The sequence below is a fragment of the uncultured Sulfitobacter sp. genome (assembly GCF_947499945.1).
Classification (GTDB): Bacteria; Pseudomonadota; Alphaproteobacteria; order Rhodobacterales; family Rhodobacteraceae; genus Sulfitobacter.
Genome location: NZ_CANMQD010000002.1, coordinates 129918 through 150945, shown reverse-complemented (window position 1 = coordinate 150945; position 21028 = coordinate 129918). Strand labels below are relative to the sequence as shown.

At 57.2% G+C, this 21028-nt stretch carries 21 protein-coding genes; 9 read left to right on the top strand and 12 right to left on the bottom strand.

Annotation, left to right across the window (positions count from 1 at the left end; all coding sequences use genetic code 11):
• Genes Q0775_RS10925 through Q0775_RS10910 form a run of 4 tightly spaced genes read right to left on the bottom strand, consistent with a single transcriptional unit; the run spans nucleotide 1 to nucleotide 2912 of the window.
• Nucleotides 1-606: an MSMEG_1061 family FMN-dependent PPOX-type flavoprotein gene (locus Q0775_RS10925; protein ID WP_298860342.1), complete on the bottom strand. Its 606-nt coding sequence runs from the start codon at nucleotides 604-606 to the stop codon at nucleotides 1-3.
• Entirely contained in the window at nucleotides 593-1333 is a 741-nt protein-coding gene (locus Q0775_RS10920) for a lysophospholipid acyltransferase family protein (RefSeq protein WP_298860339.1), read from the bottom strand. Before Q0775_RS10920 ends, Q0775_RS10925 begins: the two co-directional genes overlap by 14 nt.
• On the bottom strand, nucleotides 1330-2238 hold the full coding sequence (locus Q0775_RS10915; RefSeq protein WP_298860337.1) for a cell division protein FtsX: 909 nt from the start codon (nucleotides 2236-2238) through the stop codon (nucleotides 1330-1332). Before Q0775_RS10915 ends, Q0775_RS10920 begins: the two co-directional genes overlap by 4 nt.
• Nucleotides 2235-2912 carry an ATP-binding cassette domain-containing protein gene (locus Q0775_RS10910; protein ID WP_298860331.1) on the bottom strand — a complete coding sequence of 226 codons (678 nt, stop codon included), beginning with the start codon at nucleotides 2910-2912 and terminating at the stop codon, nucleotides 2235-2237. The genes Q0775_RS10915 and Q0775_RS10910 overlap by 4 nt, the downstream gene beginning before the upstream one ends.
• A gap of 165 nt (nucleotides 2913-3077) precedes the next feature.
• Between Q0775_RS10910 and Q0775_RS10905 the strand changes: the two genes are divergently transcribed.
• Nucleotides 3078-3923, top strand: coding sequence for a zinc-ribbon domain-containing protein (locus Q0775_RS10905; RefSeq protein WP_298860328.1), 846 nt, complete (start codon nucleotides 3078-3080; stop codon nucleotides 3921-3923).
• Nucleotides 3924-3935: 12 nt separating this feature from the next.
• Here Q0775_RS10905 and Q0775_RS10900 read toward each other — a convergent pair whose 3' ends face one another.
• The 5 genes from Q0775_RS10900 to argH all read right to left on the bottom strand — a co-directional run bounded on the left by Q0775_RS10900 (nucleotide 3936) and on the right by argH (nucleotide 9945).
• A complete protein-coding gene (locus tag Q0775_RS10900) occupies nucleotides 3936-6572 on the bottom strand; it encodes a TIGR02302 family protein (protein WP_298860325.1) in 2637 nt (878 codons plus the stop codon).
• A 22-nt stretch (nucleotides 6573-6594) separates the two neighbouring features.
• Nucleotides 6595-7878: a diaminopimelate decarboxylase gene (gene lysA, locus Q0775_RS10895; protein WP_298860322.1), complete on the bottom strand. Its 1284-nt coding sequence runs from the start codon at nucleotides 7876-7878 to the stop codon at nucleotides 6595-6597.
• A 33-nt stretch (nucleotides 7879-7911) separates the two neighbouring features.
• Nucleotides 7912-8229 carry a DUF2834 domain-containing protein gene (locus Q0775_RS10890; protein WP_298860320.1) on the bottom strand — a complete coding sequence of 106 codons (318 nt, stop codon included), beginning with the start codon at nucleotides 8227-8229 and terminating at the stop codon, nucleotides 7912-7914.
• 157 nt (nucleotides 8230-8386) lie between these two features.
• Nucleotides 8387-8557: a hypothetical protein gene (locus Q0775_RS10885; RefSeq protein WP_298860317.1), complete on the bottom strand. Its 171-nt coding sequence runs from the start codon at nucleotides 8555-8557 to the stop codon at nucleotides 8387-8389.
• On the bottom strand, nucleotides 8554-9945 hold the full coding sequence (gene argH, locus Q0775_RS10880; RefSeq protein WP_298860314.1) for an argininosuccinate lyase: 1392 nt from the start codon (nucleotides 9943-9945) through the stop codon (nucleotides 8554-8556). Before argH ends, Q0775_RS10885 begins: the two co-directional genes overlap by 4 nt.
• 24 nt (nucleotides 9946-9969) lie before the next feature.
• Here argH and Q0775_RS10875 point away from each other — a divergent pair, with 24 nt between their 5' ends.
• On the top strand, nucleotides 9970-10542 hold the full coding sequence (locus tag Q0775_RS10875) for a TlpA disulfide reductase family protein (RefSeq protein WP_298860311.1): 573 nt from the start codon (nucleotides 9970-9972) through the stop codon (nucleotides 10540-10542).
• 32 nt (nucleotides 10543-10574) lie between these two features.
• Here Q0775_RS10875 and Q0775_RS10870 read toward each other — a convergent pair whose 3' ends face one another.
• Both Q0775_RS10870 and Q0775_RS10865 read right to left on the bottom strand, forming a co-directional pair.
• Nucleotides 10575-11645 (bottom strand): Hint domain-containing protein, encoded by a 1071-nt coding sequence (locus Q0775_RS10870; RefSeq protein ID WP_298860308.1) that lies wholly within the window; start codon nucleotides 11643-11645, stop codon nucleotides 10575-10577.
• A gap of 114 nt (nucleotides 11646-11759) precedes the next feature.
• Nucleotides 11760-12689, bottom strand: a complete 930-nt coding sequence (locus Q0775_RS10865; RefSeq protein WP_298860305.1) for a lipid A-modifier LpxR family protein — start codon at nucleotides 12687-12689, stop codon at nucleotides 11760-11762.
• Between the two features lie 184 nt (nucleotides 12690-12873).
• Between Q0775_RS10865 and Q0775_RS10860 the strand changes: the two genes are divergently transcribed.
• Complete coding sequence (locus tag Q0775_RS10860; RefSeq protein ID WP_298860302.1) at nucleotides 12874-14523, top strand: sulfatase-like hydrolase/transferase; 1650 nt, start codon at nucleotides 12874-12876, stop codon at nucleotides 14521-14523.
• Here the strand turns inward: Q0775_RS10860 and Q0775_RS10855 are convergent.
• On the bottom strand, nucleotides 14520-14987 hold the full coding sequence (locus tag Q0775_RS10855) for a MarR family transcriptional regulator (RefSeq protein ID WP_298860299.1): 468 nt from the start codon (nucleotides 14985-14987) through the stop codon (nucleotides 14520-14522). The two genes, Q0775_RS10860 and Q0775_RS10855, sit on opposite strands and share 4 nt — an antisense overlap.
• Before the next feature lie 84 nt (nucleotides 14988-15071).
• Between Q0775_RS10855 and Q0775_RS10850 the strand changes: the two genes are divergently transcribed.
• The 6 genes from Q0775_RS10850 to Q0775_RS10825 are packed head-to-tail and all read left to right on the top strand — an operon-like array spanning nucleotide 15072 to nucleotide 21017.
• The gene (locus tag Q0775_RS10850) at nucleotides 15072-15464 is read left to right on the top strand and encodes a 5-carboxymethyl-2-hydroxymuconate isomerase (RefSeq protein ID WP_298860296.1); all 393 of its coding nucleotides are present in this window, start codon (nucleotides 15072-15074) and stop codon (nucleotides 15462-15464) included.
• Nucleotides 15461-16966 (top strand): 5-carboxymethyl-2-hydroxymuconate semialdehyde dehydrogenase, encoded by a 1506-nt coding sequence (gene hpaE / locus Q0775_RS10845; RefSeq protein WP_298860294.1) that lies wholly within the window; start codon nucleotides 15461-15463, stop codon nucleotides 16964-16966. The genes Q0775_RS10850 and hpaE overlap by 4 nt, the downstream gene beginning before the upstream one ends.
• Nucleotides 16967-16978: 12 nt before the next feature.
• On the top strand, nucleotides 16979-17959 hold the full coding sequence (gene hpaD, locus Q0775_RS10840; RefSeq protein ID WP_298860291.1) for a 3,4-dihydroxyphenylacetate 2,3-dioxygenase: 981 nt from the start codon (nucleotides 16979-16981) through the stop codon (nucleotides 17957-17959).
• Between the two features lie 12 nt (nucleotides 17960-17971).
• Nucleotides 17972-19369, top strand: a complete 1398-nt coding sequence (locus Q0775_RS10835; RefSeq protein WP_298860288.1) for a pyridoxal-dependent decarboxylase — start codon at nucleotides 17972-17974, stop codon at nucleotides 19367-19369.
• Nucleotides 19366-20220, top strand: coding sequence for a fumarylacetoacetate hydrolase family protein (locus Q0775_RS10830; RefSeq protein WP_298860285.1), 855 nt, complete (start codon nucleotides 19366-19368; stop codon nucleotides 20218-20220). Before Q0775_RS10835 ends, Q0775_RS10830 begins: the two co-directional genes overlap by 4 nt.
• A complete protein-coding gene (locus Q0775_RS10825; RefSeq protein ID WP_298860282.1) occupies nucleotides 20217-21017 on the top strand; it encodes a 2-oxo-hepta-3-ene-1,7-dioic acid hydratase in 801 nt (266 codons plus the stop codon). The genes Q0775_RS10830 and Q0775_RS10825 overlap by 4 nt, the downstream gene beginning before the upstream one ends.
• Nucleotides 21018-21028 lie beyond the last annotated feature (11 nt).

Below are 21028 nucleotides of genomic sequence, written 5' to 3'. Positions count from 1 at the left end.
TCACCACATTGTATGTGCAGCACGCGGTGCCCAGTCAGCGTCATATCTGTGACCACCTTCTGCACCTTCGCTTACCTCTGCTAAGATCTCTCCAACAGTAGGCAAACCAATGCTTTGGTCTTCTCCTGACCATATTTGCGAACGCATCAACGCACGTGCGCATTGGCTATATATCTCTACAACATCTACAATAATCACTGTTGCAGGCCTAATACCCTTCTTGTCAAATCGGGCACGCAGCACGTCATCGTCGGTGAGCCAAGCGGTTCCATTCACCCGCATCACATTATTTGAACCTGCGATCATAAACATCAGCGACAAGCGACCGTCGGTGACGATATTCCGTAAAGTATCCAATCGCTGATTGCCTCGCCAATCGGGTAAGGCCAACTGTTTGGGACTTAGTTCAAGAACAACAGGACCATCATCCCCACGGGGACTACCGTCGGTGCCATCGGGTCCAACCGTGCTGATGATGCAAAACTGTGACGCCATAATCCACTTGCGATAGAGCGGCGTTAGATAATCGGATACTTTCCGTAGCGCAGGCGCACCGGGTGTTCCGTAAAGCGATTCAAGCGCTGCGATACTATCAATTTTTTCCATAGAGATGTGCCACACCCGTTTCTTCGAGCAGCGCATCCGATGCTGTCTCGATGCGTTGTTCCAACTCAGCTACAAATTCATCCCGCGGCAAGCCGGGCGCAATGGGTGGTAAAAAATCGACAACTGCCACACCAGGACGGCGGTACAGGCCGCGGCGAGGCCAAAACACGCCTGCGTTTGTGGCAACAGGATAACAGGGCTGCTGCAATTGTTCATAAAGGATCGCCGTGCCCACCTTATACGGCATTTTTGTCCCCGGTGCCGAGCGTGTCCCTTGTGGGTAAATGACGAGTTGCCCCGCCTCGCGGCGACCTGCTTCGACCTCTTGCACCATCTTGGTGATCGCCGCCCCTCGCTTGCCGCGATCAACAAAAATGAATTCCATCTTGGTCACATATTGCCCCAGAAAGGGCGCATATTTCAGTTGGCTTTTCATAATGAATTTGGAGGCTGGCAATGCATTGTAGATCATCAAAATATCAAGAAACGACTGGTGTTTGGCAGCAACCAATGCACCCATCGTGGGAGGTGTGCCGCGCACTTCGCAGCGTAAGTTGATCATCCAGCCAGCCGTCCAAATTACCCAACGCGCATAAGCGCGACAGCCCGCGTAGGCACCCCGTTTTGAAACCATTGCCCATGGTGCATAGGTCAACCCGATAATTGGCAGCACAATCGTTGCCTGTACCGAGAACAAAATTGAGCGGATCCATTGCAAAATATTCATGTTAGTCCTTCCAACGTGCGCCGTGCCGCCAAACGTGTGGCCAAAAAGGCTACACCAGCCGCCAGCGGCGGTATCAGCAGCGGGTAGAGCCAATGGATGCCCTGAAATCCGAGTCCTGTCAGAAAGCTTGCCGTCTCGTCGCCACCGCTGGGCAAGAGCAGCACCGCGATCATTCCCAGAACCATTCCCACCGCCGCGCCAATCAACGCCCGCAGGGTAAAGCGGCGGATGAAAGCATGGGCGATGTAGTCATCAATCGCTCCTACCAACCGTAGGACAGCAATCACTTGGGCGTTGGCCGCAAGGGCCGCATTCGCCGCTAATGTCACCATGGCCGCAGTTACAGATGCAATCAGAATAATCGCAAGCCAGCCCAGCGTCTTGAGCCGTGAGGCCGCCTTGACCAGCGGCGCACGCCAGCGACTGTGATCGTCCAACACAGCACCCGGCACTTCAGCAGCAAGGCGCAAACGCAGCCCCGCCGCATCCATACCTTCAGCTGTTTCAATGACTTCAATGAGGCGCGGCACGGGAAGTGTATCCAACTCCAGCGTCGCCCCGAACCACGGTGCCAGTAATGCGGCCTGCTCTTCATCGGTCAGTGCGCGCGCTTGGGCCACACCGCGCGTTGTCTCGAGAATACGCAGGGCTGCATTCGTCTGCGCCTGTTGCTGGTCGGCAGGTGCTGCAATGCGGATGGTTGCAGAGCGGGCAAGTTCTTCGCCCCACTGATCCGCCAGCCGTCCCGCAGCAAGCGAAAGCGCCAGTGCGAACACAGCTAAAAATGCCATTGCACCCGCTGCAAACAAAGTGAGTTGAGCTGTAAAGCCCGAGGGCGGCACCACTCGGTCCGCTTGCGAATCCGAGTGAAACGCACGCTCAAGGAACGCCACAACCCCCTTCACAAATCCGCTCCTGCGAGTTGTATGCGGCGATTTGCAATGCGCAAAACGCGTGCCTGCACATGCGCCTTTGTTGCGCGGATTAGGCTTAGGTCATGGGTCGCCACCAGCACGGTTTTGCCCATGCGGTTCAATTCGATCAGCAGACGCAGCAGACGCTGGGACATATCCCAATCCACGTTACCAGTCGGCTCATCCGCAAGGATCACATCGGGTGACATGATTACGGCGCGGGCCAATGCCGCCCGCTGTCGCTCCCCTCCCGACAACTCGGGCGGCAAGGCGTTCGCGCGCTCGGTCAAGCCAACCCAATGCATCAAATCGTCAAGGTCTTCGCCTCCCGCTTCGGCGCTGCGGCCGGAAACATGCAGAGGAAGGGCGATGTTTTCCGAAACGGGCAAATGGTCGAGAAACTGGCAGTCTTGATGGACCACCCCCACACGTCGGCGCAGTAAGGCAACGTCGTCGCGGGTCAGTCCGCGCACATCCGCGTCAAACAATTTTACCTGTCCCGCAGTGGGCAACAGCGCACCATAACACAGCTTCATCAGGGTGGTTTTACCAGAGCCTGACGGCCCCGTGAGGAAGTGGAACGACCCCGGTGCGAGTTTCAGCGAGATGTCTGACAACAGTTCCCCGCCGCCATAGCTGTAGGCCACATTTTCCAAGTCAATCACGACAGGTCCCCTTCGGTTAGCCTGTTGTGCCTTAGCATCGCATGGGTTTCAATCCATCCCCACAAGGCATTCGTAACAGATTGCACTTTTCGCGCCGATACATACCCCCTATGGTAGCGTTAATGTATGTTAATCGGGTCAAAGACCGATATTTCGGGGCGTAACATGAGACTAATCTGTCCAAACTGCGATGCACAATATGAAGTACCCGATGACGTAATGCCCGTTGCGGGCCGCGATGTGCAGTGCTCTAATTGTGGACAGACATGGTTCCAGCATCATCCCGACCATACTCCTTCCGACGGTGAAGGCCTGAAAGACACCCCAGCGCCGGACGAAGAAACAGCGCCACCCCCGCCACCGCCACCCCCTCCGGCCGCAGCGCCGACACGTAAACAGCTTGACCCTGCCGTGGCCGATATTCTGCGCCAAGAGGCCGAGGCGGAGCAGGCAGCCCGGCGTAGTGCGCAATCCGAAGGGTTGGAAAGCCAACCCGATCTGGGAATGGACCTTGAAGATAGTAGCTATGAGGATGAGGCAGAACGCCGTGCGCGTGAAGCCCGCGACCGGATGGCCAGACTGCGTGGCAACGAGACCCCTGAAGTTCAAGCCGCCGGCGGCGCTAAGCCTGGTGCCGAGGGTGCCACGACTGCAGCCGCCCTTGGCTCGCGCCGCGATCTGTTGCCCGATATCGAAGAGATCAATTCAACTCTACGCTCAGGTTCCGCCCGTACGGGTGCTGGTGCCGCAGACCTGGACCCCGAATTTGAGGCTCCATCCCACAGCCGCAGCCGTAGGGGTTTCCGCACAGGCTTCATCACCATTCTGCTCATCTTTGCCGTTTTGGCGATAGTCTATGTCTCTGCGCCGCGCCTGTCCGCCGCTGTTCCCGCACTGGAAGCGCCGCTGCAAAGCTATGTCAGCTTGGTTAACCAAGGTCGCAGCTGGTTGGACACAAAGGTTCAGGGCCTCCTGAAATCACTTGATTCCGCTGCTGCTGGCAGCAGTTAACCATTTCTACTTCTAGAAGCGATCCAGCAAGCGATTGAGATAATCACGCTCTGTCTCAGGCCGTGCTGTCTCGCCCGAGCGGCGCCGAATTTCATCTAGCAACTCACGTGCACGTCCGTAGGCGTCATCGTTCAGATCGGCCTGCTCATCGCTTCCTGCCGCGCCATTGCTACCTTGGCTGCGGCCCAGCGGGTCACGGTTTTCAGCACGTTGGTCGCCATCTTGCTGGCCCTGACCCGGTTGTTGGTTTTGCTCCTGCTCGGCCAGCGATTCGCCTAAAGATCGCATGCTGTCACGCAGCGCCTCCATAGCTTGGGACTGGTTGTCGATTGCTTCGGCCAAATCTCCATTGCGCAAATTCTGCTCGGCCTGATCCATTGCCTCACCCGCACGGTTCAACGCATCACGCGCAGCATCGCCTTCGGGTGTACCTTGGCCGGGCATCCGGCCTTCCTGACGGCTTAACTCATCGCGCAGCTGCTGTTGACGTTCGGCTAGGTTTTGCTCGGTGCCTTCGCCTCGCGTTTGTCCTTCGCCCTCGCGCTGATCACCTCCGCCGCCTTGCTCCCCTTGCTGTTGCTCCTGCTGGCCTTCGCCTTCGCCCTGCTGGCCCTCATGGCTCTCACCGCGTCCTTGCCCCCCGTTTCGGCCCTCGTTCTGCTGGCTCTCGCCGGCTTGGGCATTGGGGTTGAACTGTTCTTGCAGGTCACGGAATGCTTGATCGCTCAGACCCTGCTGCTCGCGCAATGTTTCGGCGAGGCCTTCCATCGCCTGTTGACCGGGCGACTGGCTGCCCTGACCCTGCTGACCTTCGGCCATCTGCATGTTTTCCATCATCTCTTGCAGCTGCCGCAACGCTTCTTCGGCCTCGGCCATCCGGCCTTCTTCCATCAGCTCTTGGATACGGTCCATCATACGTTGCAAATCGTCCTGCGTCATTTGCATGGTTTCGCCCTGCTGTTGCTGGCTCTGCTGCTGGTCGCCCTCCTGACGCTCTGCCTGCTCACGCTGCAACTGCTGCATGAAATCCTCGGTGGCGCGGCGTAACTCCTGCATCAATTCAGCGATTTCCTCGTCTGTTGCGCCATTCTTCATCGCCTCATTAAGACGCTCCTGCGCACGTTTCATCCGTTCGCGGGCGTCCTCAAGGTCGCCCACCTCCAGCTCTAACGCCAAATCCCACAGATCTTTTGCGATTTGGCTCTGATTTTCCTCGTCTAGGCCGAAGCGTGCATAGGTCTCAATCCGCCCGATCATCTTGCGCAGACGCAGCGCTGTCGTCTCTTTGCGAAACGCTTCCTCGGGAAAGTAACTCACCGCGCGGAGCACTTGGGCTGTACGTTTTGTGTTAGAGCGGCTCCACAAAATATCGCGGCGCATCTCGATCACGGCGGCCGCAGTCGGATCAAAGAAACGGCGGCCCGGCAAGGTCATCTGCATCGGCGCTGTCTGCGCCTGCTGCTCCGCCGCATCCAATGCAGTCATTGCAACAGTAACAGGCAGGTTTGCCCAAGGATGTTCCGAGAAATCGTCAATCAGGTTTTCTTCAAACGCGGTACGGTTCCCTGCAATTGGCATGGGCAACGGTACAATCACTTCCGGACGCATATCAGGTTCAGCTTCCAAACCGTAGCGTCGCTCAACCGAGGCAAGGTCAAGCATGATCCGCGCCTCACCTGCTTCAACGCCGTAGTCATCCTTGGCAGCGAAGGGCAGACGCATCTCGCCCATAGCAGACACTTCAGGCAGGCCAAGAATGACCACCTCTGGTGCCTCATCGGCACGCACAGTGACATCCCAAGCGCGTGCATCTGGACCGTCGATTTCTAACGCACCATCTTGGGTCACTTTGAAGTCAAACGCCATCTGTGGCGGCGCGTCAGGATCGATCTCTACGTCATTGCCGGAAACACTCTCCGAAACGGTAAGTGCGCCAACTTCCCCGTACAGACGCATTGTGACTATTGTGCCCACAGGCAATTCAAGTGACCCTGCGGTCTGATCATTCAGGTACAACGTAGGTTTGCCCGTATAGCGCGGCGGCTCTGCCCAACCTTCCCATACAGGTCCCGCAGCCAGTGTTCCTGCACCGCCCGATGCCATCTCGGCTACGGTGCCGACACGCCAGATCGAGCCGAAAAATACCGCAATAGCGAAAGCCAATACCGCAACATACCGCAAGGCATACGGATCACGCGAAGAGACGCGCAAATCGGCAGGAACAGCTCGCGCCTGCGCCGCACGTTCTGCCATGCGCAGCTTGTGCGCGCGCCAAACTGCGGCAGAAGCTTCGTCAGAATCGCCAATCGCCTGCTCATCTAACAGCGCAGTAATAGGCCGCCCTGCAAGACTGCTATCAAGTCGCATCATCGCATCGGCCGTTGAGGGCCACGACCAATGACGCACAGCATAGACAAACGCCCAGAAGGCACCCGCCGCCGTCAAACCCACACAGGCCCAGATCGCTTCAATCGTCAGAATTTCATGCAGTCCCATCATGGCCGCTGCCAGCGCCATTAGGATCACACTCAGCAGTGGCCAAAGACTACGCACCAGCCCCTCGGCTCGCATACCAGCACGTGTGAGCCATAGTGGACGGCGCAATTCATCAAGCGTTTGTTTCAAATCATCAGGTGTGAATTGAACCATGGGAACCTCTCAAAGGTGGCTCTCAACTCGCAGGATGCGTTTCAAGCCATTCAGGTATGGTATCGCGATTTATCATTTCGTCAAACGTCGGACGTGGGCGGATAACCGCAAATTGATCACCATGGACCAAAACCTCGGGGATTAGCGCACGCGAATTGTATTCGCTGGACATAACAGCACCATAAGCGCCGGCACTGCGAAACGCCACCAGATCACCCGCACCCAGCGGCACCATGTCGCGCTGCTTGGCAAAAGTATCGCCGGATTCACAGACTGGACCAACGATATCGTAGGGCTGCTTTTCCGTGCCCGCAGGGGCCTCAATGACCGGAATAATGTCGTGATGGGCCTCATACATCGCAGGGCGGATCAAATCATTCATCGCCCCGTCAAGGATAAGAAAGTCGCGCCCCTCCCCCGATTTGACATAAATTACTTTACTCACCATCAGACCCGCATTGCCCGCGATCAATCGACCTGGCTCAATTTCAATCTCACAGCCCAAATGCCCCAAGGTCCGATGTACCATCGCGCCATAGTCACTGGGTAAAGGCGGCGCCTCGTTGCTGGTCTCGTAAGGAATGCCAAGGCCACCACCCAGATCAAGGCGGGTGATAGTATGGCCATCGGCACGCAATTGTTCGGTCAGTTCTGCAACTTTTAGATAGGCCTGCTCGAACGGCGTAAGGTCCGTCAATTGCGAACCGATATGCACATCAATCCCGATCACGCTTAACCCCGGCATGGCGGCGGCCATGGCATAGACTTCACGTGCACGCGAAATTGGAATGCCGAACTTGTTCTCGGACTTGCCTGTCGCGATCTTGGCGTGGGTCTTTGCATCGACGTCGGGATTCACGCGCACTGTGATCGGCGCAACTTTGCCCAACTCGAGCGCCACAGCGTTAAGCACTTCCATCTCCGGCTCGCTCTCGACGTTGAACTGGCGGATACCGCCCTCAAGTGCGACCCGAATTTCACGCGCAGTTTTGCCCACGCCAGAAAACACAATCTTGTCTCCGGACACTCCTGCGGCGCGTGCCCGCAAATATTCACCCTCGCTCACTACATCCATCCCAGCACCAGCCTGCGCCAAAGTACGTAAGACTGCCTGATTGGAATTTGCTTTCATCGCATAGCAGACCAGATGGTCCATCCCCTCCAGCGCCTCGTCAAACGCACGAAAATGGCGCAGCAACGTCGCTGTGGAATAGACATAGAAGGGCGTGCCAACAGCCGCCGCAATCTCTGCAACGGGCACATCTTCGGCAAAGAGTGCGCCGTCACGATAGAGGAAATGATCCATATTTCATTTGGCCTTTTAAACTCGAATCCACCCCTACCGAACTGGTGCGGAGCGTAGAAATAGATAGAGCGGCAAACCACAGCTTACCCCAATACAAAACGTCGCAGGAATTGCGATCAACGCGCCCCAATTGCGGCGTGTCGCGACTTCGGCGACAATCCAGATGGTCAGGGCCACAGCGGCGATCGTAAGATCCCAAACAAGACCGCTGGTGGCCGCGTTCACATGCCACGCATCCACCATCGCCATAATATCCCAACCGTTTTCCTGAAACCATTGGACAAAGTAATACATCGGATGAATCGCACCCCAAATCGCCAATGCCAGATACATAAATCGTAAAACAGACATCAAAAACTCCGAACTACACCGACATTGACATGACCTGACACGTGAACGCCGGGAGTAATATTGCTTGGTATTTGCCGCGGTGACGTCTCAGAAGGCGCACGTGCGGATGGCTGTGTGCAGGCGACAAGCGCCAGAATCGATATCGCAGCTAAAGCTTTCACAGGCCAAGGCCGACCCGAACAGGACCCTTCTTGAGCCCCAGATTTGCACCAAGACCTACACCATCCCCGTTCAGGGTTACATTGACACCGCCCGTCGGCTGCACAGGTTCTCCGTCAACACCACAGCCGACCAATGCCAGCGCGGCCAGAACAATCATCTTTTTCATTTCATGTGCTCCTTCCAGCGGGTGATCTGGATACGGACCTGTGCGGGCGCAGTACCACCGTATGAAGTGCGCGAGTTCACCGAATTATCAACCCCCAACACGGTGAATACCCCGTCATTGATACTCGCATGAACCGATTGCATCTGTTCAAGGGTCAGATCAGGCAGATCACAGCCCTGTGCTTCGGCCATCGCTACCAATGCGCCTGTGATGTGGTGGGCATCGCGGAACGGCAGGCCCAGAACACGCACCAGCCAGTCAGCCAGATCGGTCGCAGTTGAAAAACCGCTGCCAGCCGCCGCTGCAAGCTGTGAGCGGTTGGCATTCATATCGCGCACCATCCCCTCCATCGCGGCCAGGGCCAGCATGAGGTTGTCGGCAGCGTCAAATACCTGCTCTTTGTCTTCTTGCATGTCCTTGGAATAAGCCAGCGGCAGACCCTTCATCACCATCATCAAAGCAACATTCGCCCCAAAAATGCGGCCAATTTTGGCGCGTATAAGCTCGGCTGCGTCAGGGTTCTTTTTCTGCGGCATAATGCTTGAGCCTGTCGAGAAGCGATCCGACAGAGTCACAAAACGGAACTGAGCAGAGGACCAGATCACCAGCTCCTCGGCAAATCGGCTCAGGTGCATGGCGCAAATACTGGCCGCGCCCAAGAATTCCAGCGCAAAGTCACGGTCACTCACCGCATCAAGGCTGTTGGCAGAAGGACGGTCAAAGCCCAGCGCTTGCGCCGTCATATCGCGGTCAATCGGGAAGGAGGTTCCCGCCAAAGCGGCGGCACCTAGCGGCGACTCGTTCATCCGCGCACGCGCATCGCGCATGCGGCTCAGGTCACGTCCAAACATCTCGACATAAGCCATCATATGATGGCCCCACGTGACGGGCTGTGCGGTTTGCAGATGCGTAAATCCTGGCATCACCCAATCCGCCCCCGCTTCGGCCTGAGCCAGCAATGCATCAATGAGCGCAAGCAGCGCCCCCTCGGCGGCATCAAACTGATCACGCACCCAGAGTTTGAAATCGGTCGCTACCTGATCATTGCGCGAACGGCCTGTGTGCAAACGCCCCGCAGGCTCGCCGATGACTTCCTTGAGGCGTGCCTCCACATTCATATGAATGTCCTCAAGAGCGGTAGAAAATTCAAACGTTCCACCCTCGATTTCTGACAAGACCGTGAGCAGGCCTTCCCGAATGGTCTCGGCATCGCTAGTCTCAATGACACCCTGTGCGCCGAGCATGGCCGCATGGGCCCGAGACCCGGCAATATCCTGCGCCGCCATCCGCTTGTCAAAACTGATCGAAGCGTTAATTGCTTCCATGATCGCGTCAGGACCAGCGGCGAAACGGCCGCCCCACATTTTGTTCGAAGTCTTATCTGCCATTTGCCTAATTCCCCGGAGGGACCCATGAAGAAACTGTTGCTTGCCATCGTCTATACGGCCCTCACGGTGGGTGCAAACCCCGCACTCGCGTCTGACGGCGATATCATTCGCCCCATGGTGGCAGGCGATATGAAGAAACTGGCAATTCACGAAACACCCAAAGCAACTTCGAACGCGTCATTTGATCTAGCTGACGATGCGGGCCGTGCCTCGCTTGAGGATTATCGCGGCAAATACGTGCTGGTGAATTTCTGGGCCACGTGGTGTGCCCCCTGCCGCAAAGAAATGCCGCATCTGTCCGAGTTGCAGACCGAGTTGGGCGGCCCAGATTTCGAGGTCCTGACGATCGCGACAGGCCGGAACTCTCCCACGGGTATCTCTAAGTTCTTTAAAGAGATCGGCGTGACAAACCTGCCGCGTCACCAAGACCCAAAACAGTCATTGGCCAGCCAAATGGGCATATTCGGTTTACCTATTACGGTGCTGATTGATCCAGAGGGGCGCGAGATCGCAAGACTGCGCGGCGATGCGGATTGGGCAAGCGATACGGCCAAAGGCATGATAAAGGCGCTCATCGACGCGCACAAAGCGGGGTAGAGGCGGGCGGCAACGGTTGCCGCCCAGTCAAATCAGGCGGCGTGACGCATAATAGCCGCCTCTGACGGTGACAGCGTGCGCCGCGCAAAGCTGCCGTAGGTGTGCGGATCATATTCCAATTCGGGATACTCCGCCAACAGACGCTTACGATCTTTTTGATCCAACGAGGCAAACGCCGCAGAGGCAGGGTGAAAGCTTTCTGATTCCAGACCATTGGCCAGCAGGATTTGATGCTGGTCTAAGAGGACATGGATGTAAGTGACTTCGCGCACTTGCATATCAACAGTGATCGTAGCCCCGTTAATCAGGTCTTTTGCGGTTACCAACACTTCAGATGTGTTAAACAAACTTTGCGCAACAGCACCTTTGATCAGCATCCGATGCTCGGGGGATACAAGCAAATCCTCATCAGGGCGGTCAACGCCCAGCGCGCCCCCAGAAATGCGAATGGGTCGCAGCTTTGGCATCGCAAACAATCGCGCACCCGTCATTCGCCGTTGGCCGATCCAGCGCAGCGGTTGCAGTCCGTTATCTTTTGTCTGGACAGTATCGCCTTCGCGCAAATCCTCGATCAGGCGAACGCCATCTCCTGTCTGGATGCGCGTACCAGGGGTGAAACAAATAACACCGCTTTGCTGTCCATTCGACGTTTCTGCTGCAACAGTCCCGAGGGTGTGATGCACAATCCAAAGGTCGCAATTGCGCGGCGGCATCTCATTGAGGAACATCAGCAACGGCTGTGTGCCACCACCCAATTCGATCAACGTCACACTGTAGCTTTTGCCACCGTCAGTCACCACGAAACTGTTGTCCATAAGCGGAGAATTCTCGCCGCTCTTATCCCACGTGCGTGGCCCGGCGTCCCGCTCTAATGCGGTCCCCACCAGCCTATGCACCATGCGTGCTGCGCGTTTGCGCAAATTTTCTGCTCCGTCCGCATCGTCCAGTTGCAAAACATCTGACGGCCCGTCCACACGCACAGCGTCCCCACGCCATGCCCATGCAGCACCTACACTCAACGCCTGCACAGGTGCAGCATCAAGACCATCTATTTCTGTTTGCGACCAGGAAATTACGAACGTGCCACGAAAGCCCGTTACCATTTACTCTTCGCCTGCCTCAGTTTATTTTTTTATTAACTAATCGTTAACAAGATTGTTCTGAGCTGGGAAGAGTAAAACAGGCGTTTCGGGCAGGAGTGTTGCGGAATGACCCGCCTAAAAGCTGAGATTTATGCGAATGGAGCCGACAACCTGACCATCGGTCTGCGCCTCAAACTCCTCCCCTAAATAGGTCACGCCATAAAAAGCCGAGGCCTGTTCACCTTGCCAATGCATGCCAGCACGCAGGCGGTCGCGGTTGTTTGTGAGGGTAAAACCGCGCTCTTCAGGAAGATAGATACTGTCTGAAACATGGGCAATATCCGCTCCCAGCAAAAAGGAAAAGCCGGTTGCGTCATCATCTGTCACTACGCGGTAGCGATGACCCGTAACACTCTCCCGGACAAGCAACTCGCGCTGCCCAATCATTCCAAATGTCAGATCGACACCTGCCCGTACCATTGTCTCCGCACCCGCACGGCCTTCAAGAAACGGGCGCACATGCAAATTCGGTGTCAGCGATAGATCGTGGCCGATCTCGGCCACGATCGTCGGATGAAAGCCGCCTGAAATCTGGTCGTTGAGCGTGCTACGTGACGGCTGGTTCACACCAAGCACATTGTGCAATGCCCGCTGAAAACTGCCCAAACCCGTGCCGGAACCTGTTATGACCATATCAGCGCCAAGGGCCGTATCAAAGCCCTGCCACGTGAAATGAGTATGTGCGCCGACAGAAAGAGCACCCGCGTAGGGACGATCCCCAGCAGCGGGCAGGTCCAGATTGGTTGGCGCAAAAATCTCTGCTGACAGGCGGAATTCGATCAGATCGCCAAAACCGCTCGGCGCTTGCCCTGCCCATTCTGGCCCCCAAACACGTGACGAGGTCCACGACCCTGTGCGCCAGCGGTCCTTTCCGTCACCCAGAAAGTCGTTGGTTACCAGCCGGCCATAGCCGAGCTTTTCACGCGGACCGGCCTGCGCTGATCCAACAGCCAATGTAAGGGAAAGGGCAAGCGCAATAAGTGAGCCCGCGACGTGTTTGAACATCGGACAATCCTGTCAGTTGCGCCCCCACAACTTTAACCACCTTATGCGCGACCAACGATTCGAACCAAGCGCGGAATTGTGCATACTGAGCGTGCCTGCGCGATTGCGTCATTGATGCCACGTTTTCGTGCTGGAAAGACAGGCGTTGAATGTGGTTACCTGCACCAAACAAGGGGACCCTGCCATGAACATTCTATTCATCATGTACGACCAGCTGCGGTTTGATTATCTGAGCTGTGCAGGGCACCCCCATCTTAAGACCCCTCACTTTGACCGTGTTGCAGCAATGGGTGTGAGGTTCACCAACTCCTATGTGCAATCGCCCATCTGTGGGGCCAGCCGCATGTGCTTTTATACAGGGCGCTATGCCTCCAGCCACGGTGCGCAATGGAACGGCTTTCCGCTGCGGGTGGGTGAACAGACATTAGGTGATCATCTGCGCAAGGTCGGCATGGACTGCTGGCTATTGGGCAAGACCCATATGAAAGCAGATGCCGAAGGAATGGAGCGGCTGGGCCTCGCGCCAGACAGCACCATTGGTGCGCGGCAGGCCGAATGTGGCTTTGATGCATGGGCGCGGGACGACGGGCTTTGGGCGTACGGGCCCGACGGATATTACGACGAAAAACGCTCCCCCTATAACGAATATCTGAAATCCAAAGGGTATGACGGCGAGAACCCTTGGGCAGACTATGCCAACGCAGGAGTGACGGATGAGCAGATTGCATCAGGCTGGATGTTTCGAAACGCAGACCAACCTGCCAACATCCGCGAGCAAGACAGCGAGACGCCGTGGCTCACCACACAGACGATCGAATTCATGGAGCAAACCAAAGGGACGTGGTGCGCGCACGTCAGCTTTATCAAACCGCATTGGCCCTATATCGTCCCCGCGCCCTACCACAATATGTTCGGCCCCGAGCACGTTCCGCCAGCACTGCGCGACGAGATCGAGCTGGAAAACCCGCATCCCGTTTATGGCGCTTACCAAGGCAATAAAATCGCCAGCGCCTTCCAGCGCGAAGAAGTCCGCGACAAGGTGATCCCCGCCTACATGGGCCTGATCAAGCAATGCGATGACCAGTTGGGCCGCCTGCTCGATCATCTGGAGGAAACCGACACGCTGAAAAACACCATGATCGTTCTGACCTCGGACCATGGCGATTATCTCGGTGATCACTGGCTGGGGGAGAAGGATCTGTTCCATGAGCAATCGGTGAAAGTGCCGCTCATCATCTTTGACCCGCGCGAAAGCGCCGATGCCGCCCGTGGTACGGTCTGTGATGCGCTGGTCGAGAGCATTGATCTGGCCGCAACTTTCGTCGATGCGGCGGGTGGCAAAGTGCCTGACCACATCATCGAAGGCCGCTCTCTTATGCCTTGGATACGCGGTGAAACGCCAGAATGGCGCGAATTTGTGATATCGGAATACGACTACTCCGCCACGCCGCAATGCGTCAAACTGGGGCTGGAGCCACGCGATGCACGCCTTTTTATGGTTTTCGACGGGCGTTACAAGATGATGCATGCCGAAGGGGGCATGCGGCCAATGCTGTTTGATCTCGAGAAGGACCCCGATGAGTTCCACGATCTGGCCAAAGGCGACGCGCATCAGGCCGAGATTGACCGGCTCTACGCCATGCTCGCGCAGTGGGGCCGCCGTATGTCGCAACGGGTGACCAAGTCAGAGGACGACATCAAGGCAATGCGTGGCGGTTCTTTGGGTAGAGGGGTGCTGCCCTTCCTCTATGACGGCTCCGAAGTGGATGAAAAATACACAGCAAAATACCGCGGACCTGCGCGACAAAAATACGGTGAAGGCACAGAAAGCTAGTCCGCGCCATCAACCTGCTGCAGGTCTTCTAGCATATCGAGTAATTGTTCAAACTTCTCATCGCCATAGCGTTTGCGCAGATCTATTACCAATCCGGCGGCCTCTTTTGCGTGGTCTTTTAGAATGGTTAGCCCAGTAGCCTCGATCTGCACAATACTACGACGGCGGTCAGCCGCGTCTGCCCGCCGTGAGATTAGACCCTCAGCCTCCATCGCGCTTAGGATACGCGTTAGACTGGGCAGCAAAAGGCAGGCCCGCTGGGCAATCGTATTTTGATCCTGCGCACCGCCCTCTTCCAGAACACGCAGCACACGCCACTTTTGCTCGTTCACAGAACTGCCTGACAGCATCTCGCGGACAGGGCCCATCACGGTTTCACGAGCTCTGAGCAGCGCAATCGGCAAAGAGCGGTTGGTACGGCGCAGATTGGAGGAGGGCGCTTTGAATGTATCATCATTTGACATAGTCCGACTATGAGCCATTGCTGGGCAATTGACACAACCCATATTTTTGCTTAACAAAGCAAGTATTATGCAGTAGGAGCACATATGCCCCATATTACCTTGGAATATTCTCCGAATCTGGAAAGCCATCTGGATATTCACGCTCTTTGCATAACGCTCAAAAATGCAGCAGCGGCGACTAATGTATTTCCTCCTGCGGGAATTCGAGTTCGTGCGATTGCTTGCACCCATGTTGTGATTGCTGACGGCGACCCCCAGCACGGTTTCATTGATATCAACATACGTTTACGCGCTGGTCGCACGGTGGAGGCCAAGACAGCTGCCACCAATGCAATTTTCGCTGCTGCTACCGATTTCACCGCCGCTTATATGGCTGCGCACCCTTTTATGTTGTCGCTGGAGATGCGCAACATTGATGCCGATCTGAGCCGCAAGACCAGCTCGATCCGCGATTACCTGCCGGAGGATATGGCATGAGCAAACTTGACGAAAACCTGAGCCGCCTTGGGGTGCATCTGGAGCGATTTCAAAAAACTGGCATCCAAAATCTAATTGGTGGCAAGGACGAGGCGGGCAGCCAGACGTTCGAGACACGCTCCCCCGTGGATGAAAGCCTGATCGCCAATGTTGCACGCGGAGACGCATCCGACATTGACCGCGCTGCTAAGGCTGCAAAGGCCGCCTTCCCCGCATGGGCTGCAATGCCCGGCAAAGAACGCAAAGCGCTGTTGCACAAAATCGCAGACGCCATTGAAGCGCGCGCGGACGAAATCGCACTGTGCGAATGCTGGGACACGGGCCAAGCCATGCGCTTTATGTCCAAGGCCGCCTTGCGCGGTGCCGCCAACTTCCGCTTCTACGCAGATTTGGCACCCTCCGCGCAGGACGGCAAATCCCTACCTTCCCCCGATCACATGAACATCACCGGCCGCAAACCTATCGGTCCCGTTGGCGTCATTACGCCGTGGAACACACCCTTCATGCTCTCCACATGGAAGATCGCGCCCGCGCTGGCTGCGGGCTGTACGGTCGTGCACAAACCTGCCGAATTCTCGCCGCTCACTGCGCGTCTGCTGTCGGAGATTTGTCGCGATGCGGGTCTGCCTGACGGTGTGCTAAATCTTGTCAACGGCATGGGCGAAGACGCGGGCCGTGCCCTGACAGAGCATCCTGACATCAAAGCCATCGCCTTTGTTGGCGAAAGCCGCACGGGCTCTATGATCATGAAACAAGGTGCTGACACTCTTAAACGCGTCCACTTCGAGTTGGGCGGCAAGAACCCCGTCATCGTGTTTGAGGATGCTGATCTGGACCGCGCTCTAGATGCCGCTGTCTTCATGATCTACTCGCTGAATGGCGAGCGCTGCACATCATCATCGCGCCTTTTGATCCAAGAAAGCGTGCGTGAAGAATTTGAGGCTAAGCTGATCAAACGCGTAAACAACATCCGCGTGGGTCACCCCCTTGATCCTGATACCGAAGTCGGCCCGCTCATTCACAAAGTACACTATGACAAAGTTGTCAGTTACTTCGACGTGGCCCGCGAGGATGGCGCGACCATCGCAGCAGGTGGCACCACACTCCAGAGTGACGGTCACTACGTCGCGCCGACGCTGTTCACCAACGCCACCCCCGCGATGCGCGTGGCTCAAGAAGAAATCTTTGGGCCCGTCCTCACCTCCATTCCGTTCAAGGACGAAGCCGAGGCGCTGCACATCGCCAATGATGTGGCCTACGGTCTGGCGGGATATGTCTGGACCAATGATCTGACCCGCGCGCTGCGCTTCGCAGATGCACTTGAGGCTGGTATGATCTGGGTGAACTCGGAAAACGTGCGCCACTTGCCCGCCCCCTTTGGCGGCACCAAGGCCAGCGGCATTGGCCGTGACGGCGGCGATTGGTCGTTCGAGTTTTACATGGAACAGAAGAATATCGCCATCGCCACAGGGCTGCACCGCATCCCGCAGCTTGGCGCGTAAAGGAGTACCGACATGCCAATCCCAGCCCCGAACCTGTACCCCGACTTCAACATCATCCGCCTCAGCCATATCGAGCTGTTCGTGCGCGATCTGGCGTGGTCCCGTGCGTATTACGTCGACACGCTGGGCCTGCAAGTCACACATGAAGACGCGGATGCCATCTATCTGCGCGCTATGGAGGAACGCGGTCACCACTGCGTGATCCTGCGCAAGGGGACTGGCGGCGAGGTCGGCGTTCTGGGCTTTAAAGTCTGGGACGAGGGCGAGCTGGACAAGGCGGAGACGTGGTTCAACGCACGCGACCTGCCCACCGAATGGATCGAACGCCCGTTTATGGGCCGCGTGTTGCGCACCCGCGATCCGTGGGGTGTGCCGCTTGAGTTCTACGCAAAGATGGACCGCCTGCCCGTCATCACCCAAGAATACAAACTATACCGTGGTGTGAAACCGCTGCGCATCGACCACTTCAACCTGTTCAGCTCGAATGTGGACGAAGCCGTCGCCTTCTACGGCGATATGGGATTCCGCGTCACCGAATACACGGCGGACGAGGAAACCGACCGCACATGGGCCGCGTGGATGCACCGCAAGGGGGGCGTGCACGATATCGCCTTCACCAATGGCACCGGACCGCGCCTGCACCACATGGCCTTCTGGGTGCCAACGCCTTTGAACATCATTGATCTGCTCGATCTGATGGCCACTACAGGATACGTCAGCAATATCGAGCGCGGACCGGGACGCCACGGCATCTCCAACGCCTTCTTCCTCTACATCCGTGATCAGGACGGCCATCGCACGGAAATCTATTGCTCTGATTACCAGACCCTCGACCCCGATCTGGAGCCGATCAAATGGGACCTCAAAGACCCCCAGCGCCAAACACTTTGGGGTGCGCCTGCACCTAAATCGTGGTTTGAATTGGGGTCAAAGTTTGAAGGGGCCGAGCTTGCCGAGAGTGATCTCAAAGCCCAGCCGATTATCGCACCTTAAAAGGGACACAACATGAAGTGGGACGAATTCGCCCAATGGGGCCGCCAGATTGCCGATTGGGGCCGCGACTATCATGAAGGTTTGCGCGACCGCCCCGTGCGTGCGCAAACCCGCTATGGTGAAATTGCAGCACAACTGCCCAAGACAGCTCCCGAGACGGGTGAGTCGATGGAGCAGATATTCGGTGACTTCGAAAAGATTGTGATGCCGGGGATGACCCATTGGCAGCACCCGCGCTTCTTTGCTTACTTCCCTGCAAATGCGTCACCACCTTCTATGCTGGCCGAGTTCCTCGTCACCACGCTGGCCGCGCAATGTATGTTGTGGCAGACCTCACCCGCCGCGACAGAGATGGAAACCCGCATGCTGGAATGGCTGCGCGATGGCATAGGCCTGCCTGACGACTTCCACGGCGTGATCCAAGACAGCGCATCGTCTGCTACCCTTGCCGCCGTTCTGGTCATGCGGGAACGTGCCACCGACTGGCGCGGAAACGAGGACGGGTTAAACGCCCAAGGACAGTTGCGCGTCTATGCCTCCGCCGAGGTGCATTCCTCCGTTGACCGCGCCGTGTGGGTGTCCGGCATCGGGCGCAATAATCTGGTACGCATCCCGACCCAAGGGGCCACGCGCAGCATGGACCCCGAAGCCCTCGCCGCCGCGATCAAAGCCGACCGCGCAGCAGGCTTTGTTCCCGCTGGTATCGTCGCCTGCACAGGCGGCACAGGCACGGGCGCATGTGATGATATTGCTGGCGTCGTGGCCGTGGCAAAAGCCGAAGACCTTTACCTCCACGTGGACGCGGCGTGGGCAGGCGCTGGTATGATCTGCCCCGAATTCCGCAATCTGTGGACAGGGGTCGAGGGCGCTGACAGCGTTGTCTTTAACCCGCACAAATGGCTGGGCGCACAATTCGACTGCTCTGCGCATTTCATCCGCGACCCCGAAGCGCTGGTGAAAACGCTGGCAATGCGCGCCGACTATCTGCTCACACCGGGCGATCAGGACGTGATTGATTATTCCGAATGGTCAATCCCGCTGGGCCGCCGCTTTCGTGCTCTCAAACTATGGTTCCTCATGCGCTCCTACGGGATGGAGGGGCTGCGCACGCGCTTGCGCAATCATGTGAACTGGGCCGAGAATCTGGCAGAAAAGCTCCGCGCCCATCCACGCTTCGAGATCGTGACCGAGCCTGTCTTGTCCCTGTTCACCTTCAAGCTGACAGGCGTGGACAGTGACGGGCAACTGGCCTTTGTGGACCGTGTGAATAACGACGGGCGCATCTATATCACCCAAACCCGCGTGGGCGGTGACATGGTGATCCGTTTCCAGATCGGGCAATTTGACTGCACCAAAGATGACATCGACACAGGCTATGACGTGCTGTGCGAACTGGCGGAGGCCTCATGAATTTTGCAACCTACACCTTTGACGGGCAACAGTTTTACGGCGCCGTGGCCGAGGACGGTCTGATCCCGCTATCACCCGAATTCCCCGAATGGCGCACGATGCGCGATGTAGTCGAAGCGGACGGATTTGGCGCATTGGCGACCCGTGCGCTTGATATCAGGGCGCGCCATGATTTGGATGCCATACGCTGGGACATCCCCGTGCCCAACCCCGAAAAAATTATCTGCGTCGGCGTCAACTTCCCCGATCGCAACGCGGAATATAAAGACGGGCAGGAAGCGCCGCCGAATATGTCGCTCTTCCCGCGCTTTCCGCGCTCTTTTGTGGGTCATGGCACGCCGCTCACCCGCCCGCCAGAGACACCGCAGCTTGATTATGAGGGCGAGATTGCCGTGATCATCGGCAAGGGAGGCCGCCGCATCCCGCAGGAGGATGCGCTCAGCCATATCGCGGCACTGACCCTGTGTAATGAGGGAACCCTACGCGATTGGGTCCGCCATGCGAAGTTCAACGTGACCCAAGGCAAAAACTGGGACGGCTCTGGTGCGATGGGGCCATGGCTGGTCCCGTTCGAGCGGGACGAACAGATCACCGATGTGGCCCTGCAAACCCGCGTCAACGGGGAACTGCGTCAGGACGATCGCACCGGTCGCATGGTGTTCCCTGTCGCGCGTCAGATCGCCTATATCTCAACATTCACCACCCTCGTTCCGGGTGACATCATCGTATCGGGAACACCTACGGGCGCAGGCGCACGCTTTGATCCACCCCGCTTCCTTGTGCCTGGTGACCAGATTGATGTGTTCGCCGAAGGGATCGGCACGCTCAGCAATGGCGTGGTCGACGAATGACAGCAAATGATGTGACCACCGCCGCCAGGATGCTGTACGAGGCCGACAAGGCAGGCAAGCAATGCGGCCTGATCTCCTCCGCCTTTCCCGACGCCAAACTGCAAGATGCCTACCGCATCCAAGATGCGCTGATCGACATGCACTACGAGGCAGGGCGAAGCCGCATCGGTTGGAAAATCGGCCTGACCAGCCGTGCAATGCAACAAGCACTCGGCATCACTACGCCTGACAGCGGCGTGCTGCTCGACAACATGCTATTCAAGAGCGGCGACACCGTCACCGAAGGCCGCTTTATCCAGCCGCGCATCGAAGCCGAGATCGCCTTCGTCATGGGCGCGGATATCGCAGGGGCGGGCCACAGCCGCGAGGAGGTGATCGCCGCCACTGCCCATGTCGCCCCCTGTCTGGAAATTCTCGATACCCGTATTCTGCGCGCCGATCCCGACACGGGCAAAGCGCGCATTATTACCGATACAGTCTCTGATAATGCCGCCAATGCTGGCATCGTGATGGGCGACAAAACCCATGCGTTCAATGCCCATGACCTTCGTTGGGTAGGGGCGATTGTCGCACGGGACGGCGTTGTTGAGGAGACAGGTCTGGGCGCAGGTGTGCTTAATGATCCTGTCACCGGCATTATATGGCTGCTCGACCGCCTCGCGCAATTCGGCAAGGGGTTACAGGCAGGCGAAGTGGTCCTGTCAGGCTCTTTCATCCGCCCCGTTGAAGCCCCCGCTGGCAGCACATTCGTCGCAGATTTCGGCGCATTTGGCCGTGTGGATCTAACCTTCGCCTAATGCCTATTTCA